Annotated in this window: 17 protein-coding genes; 6 read left to right on the top strand and 11 right to left on the bottom strand. The window is 44.3% G+C overall.

The annotated features are described in order from the left end of the window. Nucleotides 1–21: 21 nt before the first annotated feature. A complete protein-coding gene (cysM, locus tag EBI00_RS12920; RefSeq protein WP_123096359.1) occupies nt 22–912 on the bottom strand; it encodes a cysteine synthase CysM in 891 nt (296 codons plus the stop codon). Between the two features lie 662 nt (nt 913–1574). Here cysM and EBI00_RS12915 point away from each other — a divergent pair. After that, the gene (locus tag EBI00_RS12915) at nt 1575–4226 is read left to right on the top strand and encodes a response regulator (protein ID WP_241557036.1); all 2652 of its coding nucleotides are present in this window, start codon (nt 1575–1577) and stop codon (nt 4224–4226) included. On the opposite strand, the gene acpS is transcribed toward EBI00_RS12915, so the two are convergent. From acpS to glgC, 8 genes are all read right to left on the bottom strand, one after another. After that, nucleotides 4193–4579, bottom strand: coding sequence for a holo-ACP synthase (gene acpS, locus EBI00_RS12910; protein WP_123096357.1), 387 nt, complete (start codon nt 4577–4579; stop codon nt 4193–4195). The two genes, EBI00_RS12915 and acpS, sit on opposite strands and share 34 nt — an antisense overlap. 33 nt (nt 4580–4612) lie before the next feature. Continuing rightward, a complete protein-coding gene (recO, locus tag EBI00_RS12905) occupies nt 4613–5350 on the bottom strand; it encodes a DNA repair protein RecO (protein ID WP_123096356.1) in 738 nt (245 codons plus the stop codon). Between the two features lie 5 nt (nt 5351–5355). After that, a complete protein-coding gene (gene era, locus EBI00_RS12900) occupies nt 5356–6258 on the bottom strand; it encodes a GTPase Era (RefSeq protein ID WP_123096355.1) in 903 nt (300 codons plus the stop codon). Next, nucleotides 6251–6934, bottom strand: a complete 684-nt coding sequence (rnc, locus tag EBI00_RS12895) for a ribonuclease III (protein WP_123096354.1) — start codon at nt 6932–6934, stop codon at nt 6251–6253. The genes era and rnc overlap by 8 nt, the downstream gene beginning before the upstream one ends. Nucleotides 6935–6951: 17 nt before the next feature. After that, the gene (gene lepB / locus EBI00_RS12890; protein ID WP_123096353.1) at nt 6952–7776 is read right to left on the bottom strand and encodes a signal peptidase I; all 825 of its coding nucleotides are present in this window, start codon (nt 7774–7776) and stop codon (nt 6952–6954) included. Nucleotides 7777–7831: 55 nt separating this feature from the next. After that, nucleotides 7832–9637 (bottom strand): translation elongation factor 4, encoded by a 1806-nt coding sequence (gene lepA, locus EBI00_RS12885; RefSeq protein ID WP_123096352.1) that lies wholly within the window; start codon nt 9635–9637, stop codon nt 7832–7834. A gap of 248 nt (nt 9638–9885) precedes the next feature. Further along, on the bottom strand, nt 9886–10518 hold the full coding sequence (locus EBI00_RS12880; protein ID WP_123096351.1) for a riboflavin synthase subunit alpha: 633 nt from the start codon (nt 10516–10518) through the stop codon (nt 9886–9888). Between the two features lie 263 nt (nt 10519–10781). Then, nucleotides 10782–12035, bottom strand: a complete 1254-nt coding sequence (gene glgC / locus EBI00_RS12875; RefSeq protein ID WP_123096350.1) for a glucose-1-phosphate adenylyltransferase — start codon at nt 12033–12035, stop codon at nt 10782–10784. A 93-nt stretch (nt 12036–12128) separates the two neighbouring features. Here glgC and glgA point away from each other — a divergent pair, with 93 nt between their 5' ends. Next, nucleotides 12129–13562, top strand: coding sequence for a glycogen synthase GlgA (gene glgA, locus EBI00_RS12870; protein WP_123096349.1), 1434 nt, complete (start codon nt 12129–12131; stop codon nt 13560–13562). 70 nt (nt 13563–13632) lie between these two features. On the opposite strand, the gene EBI00_RS12865 is transcribed toward glgA, so the two are convergent. After that, complete coding sequence (locus EBI00_RS12865; RefSeq protein ID WP_123096348.1) at nt 13633–14463, bottom strand: substrate-binding periplasmic protein; 831 nt, start codon at nt 14461–14463, stop codon at nt 13633–13635. A gap of 237 nt (nt 14464–14700) precedes the next feature. Further along, nucleotides 14701–16908, bottom strand: coding sequence for a transglycosylase domain-containing protein (locus EBI00_RS12860; protein WP_241557035.1), 2208 nt, complete (start codon nt 16906–16908; stop codon nt 14701–14703). Nucleotides 16909–17232: 324 nt separating this feature from the next. Between EBI00_RS12860 and EBI00_RS12855 the strand changes: the two genes are divergently transcribed. From EBI00_RS12855 to modC, 4 genes are read left to right on the top strand one after another with little or no spacing between them, the layout of a single operon-like run. Then, nucleotides 17233–17562, top strand: a complete 330-nt coding sequence (locus EBI00_RS12855; RefSeq protein ID WP_123096429.1) for a Rieske (2Fe-2S) protein — start codon at nt 17233–17235, stop codon at nt 17560–17562. Next, on the top strand, nt 17559–18347 hold the full coding sequence (gene modA / locus EBI00_RS12850; protein WP_123096346.1) for a molybdate ABC transporter substrate-binding protein: 789 nt from the start codon (nt 17559–17561) through the stop codon (nt 18345–18347). Before EBI00_RS12855 ends, modA begins: the two co-directional genes overlap by 4 nt. A gap of 9 nt (nt 18348–18356) precedes the next feature. Further along, a complete protein-coding gene (modB, locus tag EBI00_RS12845; protein ID WP_123096345.1) occupies nt 18357–19055 on the top strand; it encodes a molybdate ABC transporter permease subunit in 699 nt (232 codons plus the stop codon). Continuing rightward, entirely contained in the window at nt 19052–20164 is a 1113-nt protein-coding gene (gene modC, locus EBI00_RS12840; protein WP_158600757.1) for a molybdenum ABC transporter ATP-binding protein, read from the top strand. Before modB ends, modC begins: the two co-directional genes overlap by 4 nt. Nucleotides 20165–20352 lie beyond the last annotated feature (188 nt).

Genomic DNA, 20352 nt, shown 5'->3' with positions numbered 1-20352 from the left:
AAGCAAACTTTGACCAACGACTTAGTCAAAAACCCCTGTCGACAAATATCGATCACCACGATCACAAACAATCGCTACAATCACCGCATTGGACAACTGTTCCGACAAAGCCAAAGCTGTGGCAACTGAGCCACCCGATGAAACACCACAAAAAATCCCTTCTTCTTTTGCCAGACGTCGCATGGTTACTTCAGCCATTTCTTGAGAAACGTCCATGACCTTATCAACTCGAGCAGCGTCAAAAATAGAGGGTAAGTAGGCTTCTGGCCAACGACGAATGCCTGGAATACTGGCACCATCTTGGGGTTGCAGGCCGATAATTTGTACTGCGGCATTCTGTTCTTTAAGGTACTTAGACACCCCCATAATGGTGCCCGTTGTTCCCATTGAACTAATAAAGTGCGTCACCGTACCCTGAGTTTGCTGCCAAATCTCTGGGCCAGTGGAAATATAATGTGCATTGGGATTATCAGGATTAGCAAACTGATTCAGCACAATACCTATGCCTTGCTCCTGCATCTCTTGAGCAAGATCTCGAGCCCGTTCCATACCCTCGGCTTTTGTCACCAAGTGTAGAATAGCGCCGTATGCCGCCATAGCAGATTTACGTTCTTGGCTCATATTATCTGGCATAATCAAGTGCATTTTATAGCCTTTGATGGCCGCCGCCATAGCAAGCGCTATACCAGTATTGCCACTGGTTGCCTCAATTAAACTATCACCAGGCTTGATGTCTCCACGCAACTCAGCCTGAAGTATCATGTTCAACGCGGGACGATCTTTCACCGACCCCGCAGGGTTTTGTCCCTCTAACTTTAACAACACAGTGTTACTCGGATTTGGGTTGATGCGCTGTAAGCGAACCAAGGGGGTTTGCCCAATCAAGGACTCGATACTCGGATACTGAATCATATAAAAAACTTCATTGACATTGATGACAGAGGGAATGAAACTAAATGTTTACACCCCAATACGAGACACACTTTTCGTGAAAAATACCATGTTTGCCCAGTTGATTATTGCTCTCTATTTTTGTGTATTAGAAAGCACAGACGACAAACAGTACAATATAAAAGCGTTATAAACTTAGTGTTGATTTCACATTTTAGCGTAATACTATATTTGCATTACGCATTTTCGCGCTTCCAATATGACGCATTATCTCAAATGAGGGCAAAAATAACACCGACCATGTAACAAGTCCCCATGACAAAATACCTAAGCATGCTTGGCGCTAATACGCTTAGATACCACTAAAACTCTACGAACAACGGCAAACATGTGATCGCGATGAAAACAAACGTAATGTACGACAAAACACCTTTTACTGGATCTCTTGTTACTGGATCTCTTGTTACTGTATCGAGTGCTATACAATCAACCGACCCGTTATCCAGTCTGCAACCAATACTATGAAATTTGCCTCTCTAAATTTGCCAAGACTCAGCTTAAACAACAAGCTTTTTTGGGCACTCTTTACCCCCGCATTGATTTTATCGGTTATCTCGAGCCTCTTTCTTTTGGCTACGCGATTTGTCGACCTAAACCATAATTTACACACCCGAGTTATCCATGTGACACAGCAGGTTGCTACTACCAGCGAATACGCCGTCGTTTTTTCTGACCAGAATATGATGCATCGAATTTTACAAAATGCGCTTAACAATCAAGATATCAGCAGCATTCAACTCTTTAACAGCGAGCAAAATCTGCTCGCTGAGTTGGGTAAATCACCTCAACAGACACGCTCCGCCTTTCCCAAGCAACAAACAACAAAAGAATACGATACTCATTTAGAATCCATTAGTGCCATTTACTATTCAAACAACACACTTGATGGCAATTTTGATGCACAAACAGATTTGTTCACCCCCAACAGCCAACGTAATCTTATCGGTTGGGTTAAGGTTGAGGCCGATAAATCCTCTTTGCAAGTAGCACAATACCAGTACACCAGTTTGGTGATTTTTCTCTTGATATGCTTCAATATCTTGGCGTTTTTTGTCGCGTTCCATGCATCGAAATTCATTACACAACCTATTGTGCGCCTCAATACCGCTTTGCATAAGCTCGTTAAAGGCCAGTTCTCTTCCGTCAAACTGATGAAGCTTCCGCCAGAGTATGCAGCACTGCAAAAGGATATTTTGGATATTACTGAAAGACTTGAACATCATAATGAAGAATTAATGGCTGGTATTGAGCAAGCCACTGAAGATATTCGCCGCAGTATGGACAGCATGGAAGAAAAAAGTGCTCAGCTTCATATCGCAAATCGTGAAGCCATGGAATCAAGCCGTTTGAAGTCTCAGTTTCTCGCAAACATTAGCCACGAGGTTAGAACACCATTAAATGCTATTTTGGGCTACACAAAAACTCTACAAAAAGACATAAAAGACCCTCAGCATCGTCTCTACGTGGACACTATTGAACAATCCACAAACAGCCTGTTAGCAATTATTGGTGACATTTTAGACTTTTCAAAAATTGAGGCAGGTAAACTTAATCTAGAAAACAATCATTTTAACCTCAAGACCATCGTCGATGACGTCTATCAGACCTTAAGCATTCACTTATTGACTAAAGAAAAACAAATTGATCTAGTGCCTGATTTTAACTCAGATGTCCCAGAGTGGTTAATCGGCGACAGTACACGAATTCGTCAAATCCTAACCAACTTGGTTGGTAATGCCATTAAGTTTACCCATCAAGGCTCAGTACGCACTAAAGTCTCCATGACCTCTCAGGCGAATCAAAACATCACCCTATCCTTCCAAGTTATCGACACAGGTATTGGCATTGCTGAAGACAAAATACACCGTTTATTCAAGCCTTTTTCTCAGGTGGACACCAGTACAACCCGTCAATTTGGTGGTACCGGTCTAGGACTTGTCATCACCAAAAAACTGGTTGAACAAATGAATGGTCATATCGAAGTGAGTAGCGCGCCAGGAACTGGTTCTACTTTTCGTTTTAGCCTGGTTCTGCAAGTGTCACCTAATCCGCCGACACAAAAACCCGCGTTACAGCGCCATGTGGTTATCTTGGAGCCCAGTCCGGCATATAAGTACTATTTAACGCGTTATCTGGACAGCATTGGCGCCCAATGCACAGCGTGCACCGATCTAGAACAGTTGATTTCAACATTACATAGGCAGCATGAACATATTGACGCAATCTTGCTCAATGTGTGCCCGGGGGAAAAGGGCAAAAAAGAATGCCAAGAACTGATTAGCTATTGCAAACAGCAATTTGATATTCCTTGTATTCTAATGATCCAACCCCCTGGACAAATAGCACACTATTCAGACCTAAAGCACTTATGCGCTGATTTTTTATTAAAACCCATTAGCCAAGAACGCCTGTACAAGACACTCAATCAACTTGATCACCCCCATGATGGCTCTGCAGCAACAATACAAACGCATATCGATAAAGACCTCAACAAAGAAAACATCAAGGGCATTAAGGTACTGGCTGTGGATGACTCCCCCATTAACTTGCAGCTTCTTGACCACTGGCTCACGCCTGCTGGCGTTAAAGTATCCTTGGCTTACAGTGGCTCACAAGCCATTAAAATGGCACTGGAAGAGCATTTTGATATTATTTTCATGGACATCCAAATGCCAGAAATGGATGGTATGGAAACCACTCGACAATTGCGACAACTAGAGCCACTTAAAAACACGCCTATCATCGCTTTGACAGCGCATGCCTTAGGATCAGAACAACAGCAAATTCTCGCCAGCGGCATGAATGCCTACTTAACGAAACCTATAGATGAAGCGCTCTTGTTCAGTACCATAGAAACATGGCGGGCGAATACCGATAGCTTCCAAGAACAGGTTGATGCCAAACTATTGCACATTTTTGACCTAGATAAAGCACTTAGTATTGTTGATGGGAAAGTGTCGATTGCGAAAGAAATGTTTGATATGTTGGCCGATTCACTCGAGGCTGAAATAAAACTCATTCGACATCATCTTGAACATCAAAACACACAAAAGCTGATTGAAGTCGTACACAGAATTCATGGGGCATCAAAATACACTGGCACGCTCGCTATTTCTCGCCATGCGGGTTTTCTAGAAACCCACTTGAAAGAGCTCGGGTTAGAAGAAGTCGACGGCGTCGTCGATGATTTTATTGACACTATTGAAGATCTGCTGAATCACAGAAAACTGATCCCTTGGCCTCAGCCCTTAGATTCGAGTACCACGAAAGCTTGAGCGTAGGCTTTTTCGTCCGTTAAACTTAAGTGCCAAGAAACAGGGAAAGCAAAACGCGCTGTAATGCTGTCATCCACCAAAAGGAAAGGTTGCCCTGTTGGCAGATTACTCACACTGAAATGCTGAAAACTCACGCCCGCCCCAATACCTGTTCCTAACGCTTTCACTGCGGCTTCCTTGGCGGCAAAACGCTTCGCAACAAATGCATTCGCCACTTGATGATGACCGATGCTGGCCCAGCGTGCTTTCTCCTCTGCTGTCAGTATGCGATCAATAAAACGCTCTCCAAGTCGGTCGATTGACTGAGCAATGCGTTCAATTTCTACCAAATCTGTACCAATACCAATAATCAAGCATTCACCTTTACATCATTTAGCATCTTTCAATCACAAGGCACGAAATATCGGCACCCCAAGATGCCGCTCCCCTTGAAAAGGCTGCTTAGGAAGCAAACCTCTAGATACGATTGGCTTACCACTCAGTAAACTGTCGAGCCAATTTCTGTGCAACTCTTTAGCAAGGCTTAACACCTGCTTATCAGTCCATTGACCCGCGTGGTAACCTAATGCCACCGCGCCATCCACGAATAGAATAGGCCGTTGCTTGGGTGTCTCTCCATGGTAAGGGCGTAAACCGAACTTATGATGAAACTGATAAAGCTGGTTAGGTTTCACTCGCTCACCCCGGCCAGTGGACACCATATTGATGCCCATACCTAATTCTGAGAACAATCCCACTTCAAATCGTCTCAATAAGGGAGCTATCGCGACACCTGAACACAAGCTTTGGATAAGCCACTGATAAAGCGTAAAAATATCCGGCAAGGGTAAGTTTGTCGGTAATAACTTTTCCAATAGCTCGTGGGCATACAGAACAGCATAGAGGGGCAAACCTTCCAGTACTAAAGACGACTGAACCGATTCAAGACTTTTCACAGTTTTTAGATCACCGCGACCAGAGCATTCAACCTCATAACACAAAAAAGACCCAGGTATGACCCGAGCCTCTTTTTTAGGCAGTCGCCAAACGCCTCGAATCAATCCCTGCTCAAACGTTAACAAATCAAGCAGTATTTTACTGTCTTGGAAAGGACGAGTGTGAATAACATACGCAGAGACGCGCATTTTAATTATTCTTCTGAATAACCCAAACTGGCTAAGGCACGTTCATCGTCTGACCAACCAGAACGTACTTTAATCCACAAATTTAACATTACCTTATGCTGAAATAAGTTCTCCATATCAATGCGGGCTTCCTTACCAATCAGCTTAATCTTATCTCCGCGCTCACCTATGATAATGCGCTTCTGGCCATTTCTTTCCACCAAAATTAAAGCACTGATGTGAATAGCAGATTCTTCGTAGACGAATTCCTCTATTTGTACAGCCACTTCATAAGGGACTTCTTGACCAAGCTGACGTGTGATTTTCTCACGCACTATTTCAGCGGCCAAAAAACGCGAACTACGGTTCGTAATCTGATCTTCAGGATAAAACGGCGTCCCCTCAGGTAAATACCCTTGAACCAGACGCTCCAGTCGATCTAGATTATTATTACGCAGCGCGGAAATAGGCACAATCTGTGCAAAATTCATGCGATCAGATAGGTTAGCTAGACGAGGAAGCAAATCTTCTTTCTGATCTAACTGATCAACTTTGTTAACCACAAGAATAACAGGGCAGCGCGCGTGTTTCACTTTTTGTAAAACAGACTCGTCTTCTTCTGTCCAGCGATCTGCATCAATCACAAACAGCACCACATCCACATCTTTCAAAGCGGCGGCAGCGGTTTTGTTCATAATCCGATTGATGGCTTTCGCTTCGCCAATGTGTAATCCTGGGGTGTCAACATAAATGGCCTGAAAATGCCCCTCTGTTTTCACTCCAAGAATTTGATCACGAGTCGTTTGCGGCTTGCGTGAGGTGATTGATAGCTTTTGTCCTAATATATGGTTGAGCAGCGTTGACTTGCCCACATTTGGGCGCCCCACGATAGCAATATAACCACAATGCGTAATTTCAACCTCAGACATCTTTCTTTTCCAATTGTTTTAGTGCTTTTGCGGCGGCATTTTGTTCTGCAATACGGCGACTATTTCCTTTACCTTCGATCGAATGATCGCAAAGCTCGATTTGACAGTGAACAAAAAACGTTTGATCGTGCGGTTCCCCCACGATGTTTACCACATCATATTGAGGTAAAGCGTGTTTGCGAGCTTGTAGATACTCTTGAAGTCGAGTTTTTGCATCTTTGGTGACTATTTTTAACGACGTTGCGTCAAGGCGCTCCTTGTACCATGCCAGAATATGCTCTCGACAGACTTCCATTCCGGCATCCAGATAAATGCCTCCGATGATCCCTTCTACTGTGTCAGCTAAAATGGAGTCGCGTCGAAACCCGCCACTTTTCAGTTCGCCAGCCCCCAACTTCAGATAGTCTCCAAGCTGAAATTCTCTGGCAAGCTCTGCTAAAGTGTCACCCTTTACTAACGAGGCACGTAAACGGCTTAACTCACCCTCTTTGGCTTTTGGGAAGCGGTGAAAAAGATCTTCCGCTATGACATAGTTCAAAATGGAATCGCCCAAAAACTCAAGACGTTCATTGTTTTTGCCACCAAAACTACGGTGCGTAAGCGCCAGTTCAAGCAATCCTAGGTCGGCAAAAAAATAGCCGATTCGCCGACACAATTTCTGATACTGTGAACTCAAAATTTCTCCAAAAATACTTATTCAATCAAACCGTTATTCTTAAAGCTCGGAATACTGAGAAATTCATCCCAGTGCAGCCAGACATAAAACGCACGGCCTTTTAAATTGCCCTCAGGGACGAAACCCCAAGATCGGCTGTCTGCACTGTTGTCACGGTTGTCTCCCATAACAAAGTAATGCCCTTCAGGGACAACCCAGTCGTTCTCGTTTGGCGTAAACCGGTAGCTGTTGTATGTCTCATAAGCAAGACCCCCTAAGGTCTCACGATATAATTCAACGGGTTCTTTATTTGGGTTCAACGAAACGGGAAGCCGAGCCAAAAAGGCTTTCGGAACAACCTCTCCATTGACCGTCAAAACTTTATCGCGATAACTGATTCTGTCACCCGGCAAACCAATCAAGCGTTTAATATAGTTCAAACTTGGATCTCGTGGATATTTAAACACCACCACATCCCCGACTTCTGGCTGGGTTGTTGGTATTATCGTCGTGTTTAACACCGGCAAACGCAACCCATACTCAAACTTGTTAACTAATATAAAATCGCCGATTTTTAACGTCGGCAACATAGAGCCAGAGGGGATTTGGAATGGCTCGACAACAAAAGACCGTAACCCAAAAATCACCGCAATAATGATAAAATACGATTTTACCTCTACTACTAATTTAGGTGTTTGTGCTAACCTCTGTTGTGCATCTTTGTCCAACGCGCTGCGCGCTTCCGCTGCCATACTGGCCAGTACCACTTTACGTTTAGGCAAGTATACAATGCGATCGTATACCCAAAACGCTCCAGTGACCAAAAAGGCCATTGCCAGAATCAGTTCGAAATCAAAACCCATTTCTTTTTCTCCATCAAGGTGCGCCAGATAAAGCGCACCGGTTGATTATCTGACACTAGCTGTCAAGCTGAAGAACGGCCAAAAAGGCAGACTGAGGCACCTCTACATTACCTACCTGCTTCATGCGTTTCTTACCTTCTTTCTGCTTCTGCAGCAATTTCTTCTTACGGCTCACATCACCACCGTAACATTTAGCAATCACGTTTTTACGTAGCGCTTTTACTGTCGTACGTGAAATGATTTTTGCACCCACCGCACCTTGAATCGCCACATCAAACATCTGACGAGGAATCAAATCTTTCATTTTTTCACACAAAGCACGACCTTTATACTGTACGTTATCCTTGTGCATAATCAGCGCCAAAGCATCGACTCGCTCGCCATTGATCAAGATATCTAATCGGCATAAAGGAGCGGGGCTAAAGTGAGAGAAGCTGTAATCAAGTGACGCAAAACCGCGACTACAAGATTTGAGTTTATCAAAGAAATCCATGACCACTTCGTTCATTGGCAGCTCATAACGCAACTGCACTTGGCGACCAACATAAAGCATGTCTTTCTGAATACCACGTTTTTCCACACACAAAGTAATCACGTTACCCAGATATTCTTGCGGCACCAAAATATTGGCTTCTACGATTGGCTCGCGCATTTCTTTAATCGTACCGGGATCAGGCATTTTTGACGGACTGTCAACGTTGATCACATCACCATTATTTAATTCGACTTCATACACTACCGTTGGCGCAGTCGTGATTAAGTCTAGATCGTATTCGCGTTCTAAACGTTCTTGAATGATCTCCATGTGCAGCATACCCAAAAAGCCACAGCGGAAACCAAAACCTAATGCATCCGAACTTTCTGGTTCAAAGAACAAAGAGGCATCATTCAATGTTAATTTATCAAGTGCAACGCGGAAATCTTCGAAGTCATCTGAGCTAACTGGGAATACACCAGCATACACTTGCGGTTTTACTTTTTTAAAACCGGCTAACTGAGGGACATTAGGGGTAGAGGCGTGAGTAATGGTGTCACCTACTGGTGCGCCATGGATGTCTTTTATACCCGCCACAACATAACCTACTTCACCCGCCCGTAAGATGCCGGTTTCTTTACGTTTTGGCGTAAAAATACCAGCCATATCAACGGGGTGAGTTTGTTTGGTTGATTTGATGAAAATTTTATCTTTCTTTTTCAAGGTGCCTTGTTTGATACGAACCAATGACACCACACCAAGGTAATTATCAAACCAAGAGTCGATAATCAAAGCCTGAAGTGGCGCATCCACATCACCCTCTGGTGGTGGAATCGTCGCGACCAAACGCTCAAGAACCTCACTGATGCCCACACCGGTCTTAGCGGAACAGGTCACCGCATTCATTGCGTCAATACCAATAATCTCTTCGATTTCAGCGCTGACTCGCTCAGGCTCAGCCTGTGGCAAGTCAATTTTGTTTAACACTGGCATTACTTCGAGGCCCTGCTCGATAGCCGTGTAACAATTTGCTACTGATTGCGCTTCCACCCCTTGAGCGGCGTCCACGACCAGCAAAGCACCTTCACAGGCGGCCAAGGAGCGCGACACTTCATAGGAAAAATCCACGTGTCCAGGCGTGTCAATGAAATTTAATTGGTAGGTTTGCCCATCCAGCGCATGATAATCAAGGGTAACGCTTTGCGCCTTGATGGTGATCCCTCGCTCACGTTCGATGTCCATCGAGTCAAGAACTTGAGCTGACATTTCACGCTCACTCAAGCCTTCACAAGTTTGGATGAAACGGTCCGCTAGCGTCGATTTACCGTGGTCAATGTGGGCGATAATACTAAAATTGCGTATGTGCTTAAGATTATTGGAAGACACTATTTACTCACACTTTAAAAGCGATATTTGAATGAATACCTGTTGATAACAACGTTATTTAGCCACAATGCTGTGCTAATCAAACCCTCTTTTGGCTAAAAACACCTGTAAAAGGTGTCAGTGGCCGCACTTATCAACACATTTTCAGGATAGAAATTGGCGTGCATTCTACCGAAAATCGCGCCTATACTCCATTTATTTCAAACCATTAGACGAGCAATGGCTGAAAATAGGGTTGAGATATTTGATTATGGCAACACTATGCCTCTTTGCTTCAAAATACGCTCTACTGTGTCGACCGTGGCTTGTGTATGCGAATCAATTTCCAAATTGACTCTGTCTGATACTGACAACTGACCAAATATGGTTAATCTTAGCGTCTCGGGGATAAGTGACACTTCGATCCAATCATTACCAATCGCACTGATGGTTAAACTCGCGCCATTTAACCCCACATAGCCTTTATCAAACAAATAGCGCCTAGCATCAACTTGCTCTTGGCGGTCCAAAGTAAAGCGGATGTGGACACTTTCTTCCATTTTTTCAATTCTTGATACAACCACCGACGTCATAATGTGACCTGACATAATGTGACCACCAATTTCATCGCCCATTTTAGCGGCGCGTTCGAAGTTAACATCATCACCAATCTGCAAAAGACCAATGTTAGTTAAAGCCAAAGTCGTATCAATCACATCAAACGTTAAAACGTCATGGCCAATTTCAGCCACGGTCAAACAAACACCATTTATAGCCACACTGGCCCCTAACTGCTGACCAAGCATCACACCCGCAGGGAAGACCACTTGCAAGCGCTTATTACGACCAAGCGATTGAGTCATTTTGACTGTTGCCGTTCCTTGAATGATACCTGTGAACATAAAGTCTCCTAATCGATAAAGAAAAAATAAAGCCTTATTTGCTAAAACGCGCTTACCTTGCCAAGGACTGAAGAAGAAATGAACACCCACGGCTAAAGCAGCATAAAGACTGGCTTTGCGAAAGTTATTATACAGTCACCAATAGGGTTATCCACAGGTTACGGGGATAACATCAACACCATCAATAAAAAGCCGCTTTAAAAAAAGCGGCTTTAAAGGTAACACAGAGGCAAGTTATGTCACTCACACTCAAACTATAAACATTACTCTGATAGGGCTTCTATCATACCTTGAGTTACTAAGGTGATACCGTCAGAATTACGATAAAATCGTGCAGCATCTGCCACCGGATCTTCACCAATCACGGTTCCTTCTGGTATATGGCAATCAGAATCTACTACAACCTTGTTCAGGCGACAATGACGACCAATATCACATCGAGGCAAGATAACCGATTTATTCACGTGAGAATAAGAGTTTACCCTCACATTATTAAATAAAATAGATTGCTCAACCGTTGAACCAGAAACAATACAACCAGCAGACACAACGGAATTTAATGCCGTACCAATGCGCTCTTCGTAATTATAGTTAAATTTCGCTGCAGGACGCTGGTATTGCGCTGTGCGTATTGGCCACTCTTCATCGTACAAATCCAACTCTGGCACAAGGCGTGTCAAATCCATATTGGCTTCCCAATACGCCGTTAACGTACCCACATCACGCCAGTAGGGTTTATCTGGGTAATTCGAATTGGCCACAACACTCTTAGAAAAATGGTGCGCTTTGATTTTACAGCGACCAATAAACAGAGGAATTAAATCTTTGCCAAAGTCATGGCTTGAATCATCATCATGCGCATCTAAATTTAAATTCTCAGATAAGAATTTGGTGTTGAAGATATAGATCCCCATGCTGGCTAAAGACACATCGGGCTTGCCCGGCATAGTAGGTGGATTTGACGGCTTTTCTTCAAAGGCAATGATGTTGTCTTCATCGTCAATGTGCATTACGCCAAATTGATCGGCCTCATGCAAAGGCACCTCAATGCAAGCAACCGTTACATCCGCCCCACTTTCGATGTGTTCTTGCAGCATGATGCTGTAATCTTGTTTGTAAACATGATCTCCCGCCAGAATCAGAATGTATTCACTTTCCAAACCGTTGATCATGCTTAAATTTTGATACACAGCATCGGCCGTGCCACGATACCAATCACCGCCGGTTTGCTGTTGAGCAGGCCAAAGCTCAATAAATTCATTAAAGTCAGAACGAAGGAAGTTCCAGCCCCGTTGAATATGTTGATTCAATGTGTGTGATCGGTATTGCGTTAATACAGCAATACGGCGCATGCTGGAATTAATACAATTGGATAACGGAAAGTCGATGATTTTATATTTACCTGCAATCGGAACGGCAGGCTTGGAGCGATTATCAGTTAACTGTTTTAGCCGTGAGCCACGTCCACCAGCCAAAATGATGGACAATGTTTTCATACGTGCTGTGTTTAAATCCATGTGAAGCCCTTAAAATTTTTATCAACACACTCTACTAGAAGTCCCGTTTAGGTATACTCTTAACACAATTCCAAATCAATAAGTTGCTTAATAATGAAAATACTTTTTGCTGCCTCAGAAATTTATCCCCTTATAAAAACCGGCGGATTAGCCGATGTGTCTGGCGCCCTACCAGTGGCGCTGCGAAACAAAGGCCACGAAATCAAACTCATCATGCCAGCTTATCAAGGTATACTAGAAAAGGTAGCGCCAATTAAGCAGACTATCAACCTAGGAAACCCATTTGGGGTCGGTGATTTACTGTTATTAGAAACGCATATTCCCGAAAATGGCACGCCTATTTGGTTATTGCAATGCCAAGCGCTATACGAACGCAATGGCGGCCCTTACCTTGATCAAGATGGCATTGATTTTCAAGATAATCATATACGATTTGCCGCGCTATCTTGGGCGACAGCAAGGCTTGCACTGCATGGTCACTTAATAAATTGGCAAGCCGATATTCTTCATCTCAATGATTGGCAAACAGGGTTTGCCGCCGCTTACCTTGAAAGTTGGAAAGTAAAGCACATCCCCGTTGTCACTACGGTACATAATTTGCGTTATAACGGTAGCTTTGACATGGATCAATTTGCTGACATGCAACTTTCTCCGGAACTACTCAGTCTTCATGGCATGGAGTTTTATGGTCGTTTTTCTGGACTTAAATCTGGCCTCGTCTTCGCTGATGCCATTACTACCGTCAGCCCCACCTACGCCAAAGAGATCCTCACATCTGAGTACGGTGACGGACTTGATGGTACGCTCAGAGCCCACCAAGACAAGCTAGTCGGAATTTTAAACGGCGTTGATTATGATCAATGGTCCCCAGAAAAAGACGCGCTTATTCCCCTTAATTATGGCCTTGATACATTGCATCAAAAAAACCATAACAAATTGGCTTTGTTAGAAGAAAATGCTTTATCAGAGGACATCCAGCAACCGGTATTTGGTGTGATAAGTCGTTTGACCGAGCAAAAGGGGCTTGATCTAGTATTAGAAGCCATGCCAGAGCTGATCGAAAAAGGTGCTCGACTTGTCGTATTAGGATCTGGTGATAAACACTTAGAAGCAGGTTATTTGGCCCTTCAAGAGCGTTATCCAGCACAAGTCTCTGTGCGTATTGGGTACTTTGAAGATTATTCACACCGCATTCAAGCCGGCATTGATGCACTCATTATCCCTTCTCGATTTGAGCCCTGCGGATTAACCCAACTTTACGCATTAAAATATGGCACTTTGCCCGTGGTTAGACAGACAGGGGGGTTGGCCGATACGGTATTTGAAGACGGCGATCGCGCTAATGGGTTTGTATTTAAAGAGGCGAATTCAAACGATTTATCGGCTGCTCTGTTGCGTTGCATGACCTGCTTTTATGATACTCAGAGCTGGCAAGCAAAACAAATCAACGCAATGCAATACGATTACAGTTGGGAAGCGGTGACTGGTCAATGGGTGGATCTTTATCAGTCCCTGCTGAACCGTTAACCTTTTAGCGAGTTCGTCGCTTTAGTTCGATTAATCCGCCGCCAACATACAATTAACACAGGGTGGCGGATTAAGGTAATGCCAAACCAACATGGCCTAAAGCTTCCCACTCTTGTATTCCCTTGTTTAACGCCTGCGCCATAAAGCCTTCCTGTTGCATTTCCTGCAAACTCGCTACAATTTTACGCTTGGTTTCTGTGTTGTTACAGGGCGATAGCTTTGACAAAGTCAAATACAGACCTTCTCTGCTGATATAAGGCTGAACGGGCATTAAAACGTCATGTAGCCCCAATTTATTTACGTAAGCGTACGCTGGATTCTTCTCATACAATACATAATCGACTCGATTACTGGCTAACATTTGTAGGGCTTGAGATAAGCTAGCGACCGCTAAAAGATTCAGATTATATTGCGCATATTGATCGAATGCCTGACCAAAGCTGTTGTTAATAACAGTAACGCCCCATTTTGTTTCCAAATCTTCCTTGCGTTCAAATCGAAAAGGTTTTTCTTTATGTTGCCACACTACACTCGAAGTATGCAGCATCACAGGAGTGAAATAATCCATGTAATCGGCGCGCTCATTGGTGTAAAACGCCCCCGCTATCAAATCGACTCGACCATTTCTAACTTCTGTTTGTGCTCTAGACCAAGGACCGACATGCATAAGCTCGATAGGGATATTAATGCGCTGACTCAACTCATCAACGATTATCCGATTGACGCCATGCAGCGCTCTGACATGAGTGGCATCTCGCCACAAAAATGGTGGGTATTCCGAATTACCTGTGGCGGTTAATGCGCTGCATGATGACTTTGACGTCTCTGAAGCGGATACGCTACTGATACTGACCATACTAACTAGCCCTAAAAAGCAGATCATGAATGTATGCAGGCGCATAAGCGACTCCCTATTAAGATAAATACAGACGATAAAAGACACAACTTATGCGGTCGAACAGTGTACTGTTTACACACAAGAATCACTTGATACAGGTCATACTTTGATGATGACTTAACCCTTAATAAACATACCTAATTAAAAAAGACACTGTTTTAATTAAAGAAAAACAGGATATGACAAGAGACTATAGAATAAAAAAGTAATGATCAATCTGTCTTTAAACTTAATAAATGATTAAAAAATCCAAAAGCACGCACTGCTCTCTTTCGGTTCAGTTCCTAAAATAAAAGCCAATTCGGTTTTTTCTTCACAGCGTTCTGCAGCGATTTCAAAGCTGTCATTAAGAACATGAAAGCGTGCGGCACCATCCGGAAGGGCACGAGGCAAGGAACGCGCATTGATGCTTCGTGTAAAATCGATCCACACGGTTTGTGCACCACTGCTGCCGGTAATACTTAGGGGAACATTTTGATCAGCGCCTAGCCATATAGTCGAAGAATAATCCCCAGTAATACCAACATACCAACTGTCTTTTTGCTGGTTGGTAGTGCCCGTCTTGGCGGCAAAGTGTAAGTGAGGAAAAGCCGCTTGGGCTGCACGCGCCGTGCCTATTTGAGGTGTTTTGGTCATACCATCTAGGGTAACGGCGAGTAACGCGTCGGTAAATGGCACATTTCGTCTCTGATTAAACCGCTTTAACAGGCGATCATCTTGATCCATCACAGACAATACCACCCCAAGCTCACTGCTGCTTCCTTGTGATGCGATCGGTTGATACAGTCTCGACACTTCGAATGGCGAAAGTTCTAATGCCCCTAATGAAACCGAAGGGTGCATAGTAAAGGGACGTTTGACGCCGAGCTGACGCAAAGTATCTCCCACTCGATCAAAACCAATTTGCTGAGCCAGAGAAACCGTCGCCAAATTATAAGATTTCGCCAGTGCCTCATACAAATGAACAACACCATGAGTCTGCTTGTCATAGTTTTCAGGTTGCCATATTTGCCCACCCACATTAAAGCGTAACCGTTTGTCTTCAATTTCAGACCACCAGGTATAACGCCCCGTGGCTAATGCTGACAAGTATAAGGGTGGTTTCACTAGCGATCCTATGGGTCTCACGGCACCAAGCGCGCGGTTAAACCCCGTATAATACGATCCACTGGAACCGACAACAGCTCGGACCTGACCCGACAATCTGTCGGTAACCACCATGGCACCTTGAAGGCCTTTTAAAGAAGGGTCGCGTTTTTCCAGCACCCCAACTTGACGCTGTATCGCCACACTGGCTGCACGCTGCGCGCGAATATCGACACCCGTATAAATTCGGAGGTTTTGCGTTGCCAAGGTTGTTTCATCAAAATCTCGTGACAACTGCATCGCCACAAGATCCAAATAATCACCATAAACTGAACGTTCTTTTTGCTGATTAGCAAGACGAATTGGCTGCTTAATTAAGCGGTCAAAATCTGTTTTAGACAAACGCCCTTGGTCTTTTAAGATAGCCAACACAGTGTCTCTACGAGACTTAGCACGATTAGGGGAGCGTTCGGGGTTATACAGTGATGGACCTTTTACCATGCCAACTAAAAGAGCGAACTCATCAAGATTAAGTTCACCCAACGGTCGACCAAAAAAATGCTCACTGGCAGCAGCAAAGCCATGCAAAGCGCGGCTACCTAATTGGGCTAGATACACTTCATTGATGTAGGCGGTGATAATCGCCTCTTTGGAATAGTGGTACTCCAGCAAAATACTCATAACCACTTCTGTCATCTTACGCGTGTAAGTTCGTTCAGAACTTAAATACATATTTTTCACCAACTGTTGCGTCAAAGTGGAACCACCTTGACGCCGTGCACCTTGAGTGACGTTGACCACCACGGCACGCGCAATACCCGTGAGTGAAATCCCCCAATGCTGGTAAAAATCTTGGTCTTCCACAGCAATCAGAATATCCATCAATGCTTGAGGAATATCTTCAAAGCGTAAAATTTGACGGCTTTCTGTATTACCACCGTACAAGAAACCAATACGCTGCGGTTCAATTTTCGCCTCCGCTACCTCGTCACCATTAAGTGCCTGTATCAGCAACCGCTCATTTGGAAACGAAAAAATACGCCTTTCACTCTGATGAAAACCATTATGATCGACATAAGAGCGCAAGTGAGCACTCACTTTATCTTGACTTTTGGCAGCCCAACCCACCTGCTGGCTGTTGCGTCCAAAGCGGTAACCCGCTTCTTCCAATAAGCGTTCAAGGTCTTGTTTCTTCCAGGGTGCACCACTATGCAACACAGTCGGCGCACTAAAAACCTCAGAGGGCACCTGCCATTTTTGCCCCTCAAAGCGGCTTACCACTTGACCATTCAGCCACCAAACCCAAATCCCAAAAGGAATACTGGAGAGCAAGGCTATAATAAAGCCCCATTTTACTAGCACAAAGAACAACCTCTTCAGCAAAGAAGATTTTGGACGTTTTCTCTTTCTAGACGGGGACTTACGTGGCGTTTTAGTCGGTTTTTTTGAGGTCATAGCGGACAGTATAAGGAGCCGGCAATATTCAAGCAATCATCAAAACCGAACTGGCGTATTTTTTACATATTGACTCATCTTGCATAGCAATTTAGAGTCAAGCCACTTAAGAAGCGATAAAGGCATGCTACTTTTCAGTTACTGTTGCTCATAATGACGTCTCTGGAAGCCGTTTCGTTATATTCATTTATGCATTTTAACCTCCCATATAACAAAAAAGTGAGTCGTTACGTGTTCATCAAACATTTAATACCTAATGCTCAAGACCTTCCTGAAGGGCAGGCACTGAATATCACGGTTGAAAAATACAACTTCTTGGTAACAAAGCAGCAAGGCCGGGTAATTGCTTTTGAAAACCGTTGCCCCCACCAAAACAAACCTCTTAACGCCTCTTCAGACGAGGTATTTGATGAAGATCATGACTATTTAAAGTGCCATCATCACGGCGCACTCTTTTCTCCTTTAGACGGCTCTTGCATTACAGGCCCCTGCCAAGGCAACCACTTGAAAAAAGCCATTATAGGCATAGAGCAAGGCAACTGCTATTTGCTCTTTGCATGATTATCAAGGTTGCGTTCATTGCTGTGATGCTAGGCTTTATAACGCTCTCAACGCCCAGCTTTGCCAGTAACATATCCCCTAGAACGCTCAATTTAGCGGTTGCTTCTAATTTCATCATACCCGCAACCCAACTCGTCGAAGCGTTCGAAAAAGAAACAGGGCATAAAGTTCGTCTGTCTTATGGTTCATCTGGTAAGCTCTTTGCTCAAATCAAAAATCGAGCCCCTTACGATGTTTTTCTGTCGGCTGATCTCGAAAAACCAGAAGCGCTGATTGAAGAGCAGCTGGCCTCTGCCGACAGTTTGGTGATTTACGCCAGAGGCCAATTGGTACTTTGGTCAAGACAAGCCGGTGATTCAGAATCATTAAAAGAGAGTTTATTAAAAGCAAACCGCATTGCCATCGCCAATCCAAAACTGGCACCCTATGGCAAGGCCGCTGAAGAAACCTTGGTTAACCTGTCTGTCTGGGAGCAGGTGAAGAAAAAACTGGTTCAAGGCGAGAGCATAGGCCAAACGTATCAATTCGTATTTTCAGGTAACGCGGATACGGGTCTCGTTGCTTACTCGCAAATTCTTGCTCGCCCCTTCAATGGCAAGATAGTAAACATTCCGGACACACTTCATGACACCATTGACCAAGGAGGTGTGATCTTGTCCAACTCAGAAAATATTGAGTTAGCTAAAGACTTCATGGCTTTTTTAATGCGTTCGGACACGCAATCAAAAATCCAACAATTTGGTTATGCTAACACCCCCATCAAACCTGCCGACGACACCTATTAGGTTACCCACATGCAACTCAGCGCTGCCGATATAGAGGCTATTTGGTTAACCCTGAAACTGGCTAGCTTGGTAACCGTGTTGTTAATTATTCTTTGCACGCCCATTGCTTGGTGGCTAGCTCGAACCCAGTCTTGGTTAAAAGGCCCTATCAACGCCGTTGTTGCCATGCCCCTAGTGCTTCCTCCCACTGTTTTAGGATTTTACTTATTACTGTTTTTAGGCCCAGAAGGCCCCATGGGACAACTTTTAGCCTATTTCAATATAGGCTCCTTGCCGTTTAGCTTTTCAGGTTTAGTGGTGGCGTCTATGCTGTATTCTTTACCTTTCGTCGTACAGCCTCTGCAAAATGCCTTTATTGCTATCGGCGAAAGACCGTTAGAAGCCGCCGCAACGCTACGCTCCTCTCCCTGGAATCGATTTATTTACGTGGTACTGCCGTTAGCTAAAACAGGCTATATCAGCGCAGCGGTATTAGGGTTCGCCCATACCGTCGGCGAATTTGGCGTGGTTCTCATGATAGGCGGTAACATTCCTAAAGAGACCAAAGTCATCTCTGTGCAAATATACGATCATGTAGAGGCACTGGAATACGGTCAAGCCCACACATTGTCTTTATTAATGGTCATCTTTTCGTTTGTTGTGCTGGCTTTTTTGTACAGTATTCAAAGACGACAAAAACGCCAAGCCTCAGCAGGAGGGTTACTGTGACCGTCAAACAACCAGCTAAAGGCTTAAATATTCGAGTTTTTCAGCAACATACGGGGCAATCTAACTTTTCTCTGGACCTTGATTTGCAACTGCCTAATACGGGCGTTACGGCTTTATTTGGCCCGTCGGGTTCGGGGAAAACCACCTTATTAAGATGCATCGCCGGCCTCGAAAAAAGCGTCAAAGGCTCAACAAACCACATCAGTCTAAACGGCGAACTCTGGCAGAGCCATGATTTCTGGCTAGCATCTCACAAGCGTCCTGTAGGGTATGTATTCCAAGACGCGAACTTATTCCCCCATCTAACAGCGCAAGATAACTTACGTTTCTCGATTCAGCGCGCCGACAAAACCCAACCAGCTATTCACTACGATGACGTCGTCGAGTTGTTGAATATTGCCTCTATTTTAACCCAGTATCCGGGACAACTTTCAGGAGGCGAACGCCAACGGGTTGCCATGGCACGAGCACTCTTAATTCAACCAAAAATATTATTGATGGACGAACCCTTAGCCGCGTTAGATGATGCCTTAAAGCAAGATATCTTGCCCTATCTAGAACGGCTGTGTCATCGCGCTAAGATTCCGATACTTTATGTCAGCCATTCGTTAGATGAAGTGATTCGGTTAGCTGACTACATGGTGGTACTGGAAAAAGGCCGAGTTCTAGAAGAAGGCAACACACAACGCTTAATTAGCACACTGGGTACGTCTTTTGCTCGCTACCAAGACGCCAGCATGGTCGTATCTGGTACAGTCGTAGAGCAAAACACTGAATGGGGCTTGTCATGGCTAGGTTTTGAGAACCAGACCATCGCATTTAAACAAGGTAAGGAAGCCATTGGGGACTCGGTGCGTCTCAGGATCCAATCTAGAGATATCAGCGTGTCGCTCAGCAAACACGAGGATTCCAGTATTCTCAATCGTCTTACCGTTGTAATCGACGACATGGAAAAAGACAACAAAGACCCCAGCATGGTGATGGTTCGCTTGTTAGCGGGTAATACGCCGCTGCTAGCAAAAATAACCGCTTTATCGGCCCACAGTTTGAAGCTCGAAAAGGGGCAAACCTTAGTGGCGCAAATTAAATCCGTCGCGGTTTTATCGTAAACGGCTCGATGTCTACCGATCCAACGGCTAATGCCTGTTTTACCCATCATACGAGCGCACTTTTTCTCTTCTTGCCAAAAAAGGTCTTGCTGACTTACCATTAGTAAACCTTTAGAATAAACAAAGTTTACTAATAACCAATGTCAACGTACCTAACATTAGCCATGTCGGTACCTGTTTAAAACCTC

Source organism: Marinomonas hwangdonensis (assembly GCF_003721245.1).
In the GTDB taxonomy this organism is placed as follows: domain Bacteria; phylum Pseudomonadota; class Gammaproteobacteria; order Pseudomonadales; family Marinomonadaceae; genus Marinomonas; species Marinomonas hwangdonensis.
The sequence above is the reverse complement of the archived record's forward strand: the minus strand, read 5'-3'. Positions and strand labels throughout refer to the sequence as shown.

What these genes read in the sequence shown, in the direction of transcription:
- cysM (WP_123096359.1), bottom strand. Translation starts at nt 912, where the DNA reads ATGATTCAGTATCCGAGTATCGAGTCCTTGATTGGGCAAACCCCCTTG.
- recO (WP_123096356.1), bottom strand. Translation starts at nt 5,350, where the DNA reads ATGCGCGTCTCTGCGTATGTTATTCACACTCGTCCTTTCCAAGACAGT.
- era (WP_123096355.1), bottom strand. Translation starts at nt 6,258, where the DNA reads ATGTCTGAGGTTGAAATTACGCATTGTGGTTATATTGCTATCGTGGGG.
- lepB (WP_123096353.1), bottom strand. Translation starts at nt 7,776, where the DNA reads ATGGGTTTTGATTTCGAACTGATTCTGGCAATGGCCTTTTTGGTCACT.
- EBI00_RS12880 (WP_123096351.1), bottom strand. Translation starts at nt 10,518, where the DNA reads ATGTTCACAGGTATCATTCAAGGAACGGCAACAGTCAAAATGACTCAA.
- glgC (WP_123096350.1), bottom strand. Translation starts at nt 12,035, where the DNA reads ATGGATTTAAACACAGCACGTATGAAAACATTGTCCATCATTTTGGCT.
- glgA (WP_123096349.1), top strand. Translation starts at nt 12,129, where the DNA reads ATGAAAATACTTTTTGCTGCCTCAGAAATTTATCCCCTTATAAAAACC.
- EBI00_RS12865 (WP_123096348.1), bottom strand. Translation starts at nt 14,463, where the DNA reads ATGCGCCTGCATACATTCATGATCTGCTTTTTAGGGCTAGTTAGTATG.
- modA (WP_123096346.1), top strand. Translation starts at nt 17,559, where the DNA reads ATGATTATCAAGGTTGCGTTCATTGCTGTGATGCTAGGCTTTATAACG.
- modB (WP_123096345.1), top strand. Translation starts at nt 18,357, where the DNA reads ATGCAACTCAGCGCTGCCGATATAGAGGCTATTTGGTTAACCCTGAAA.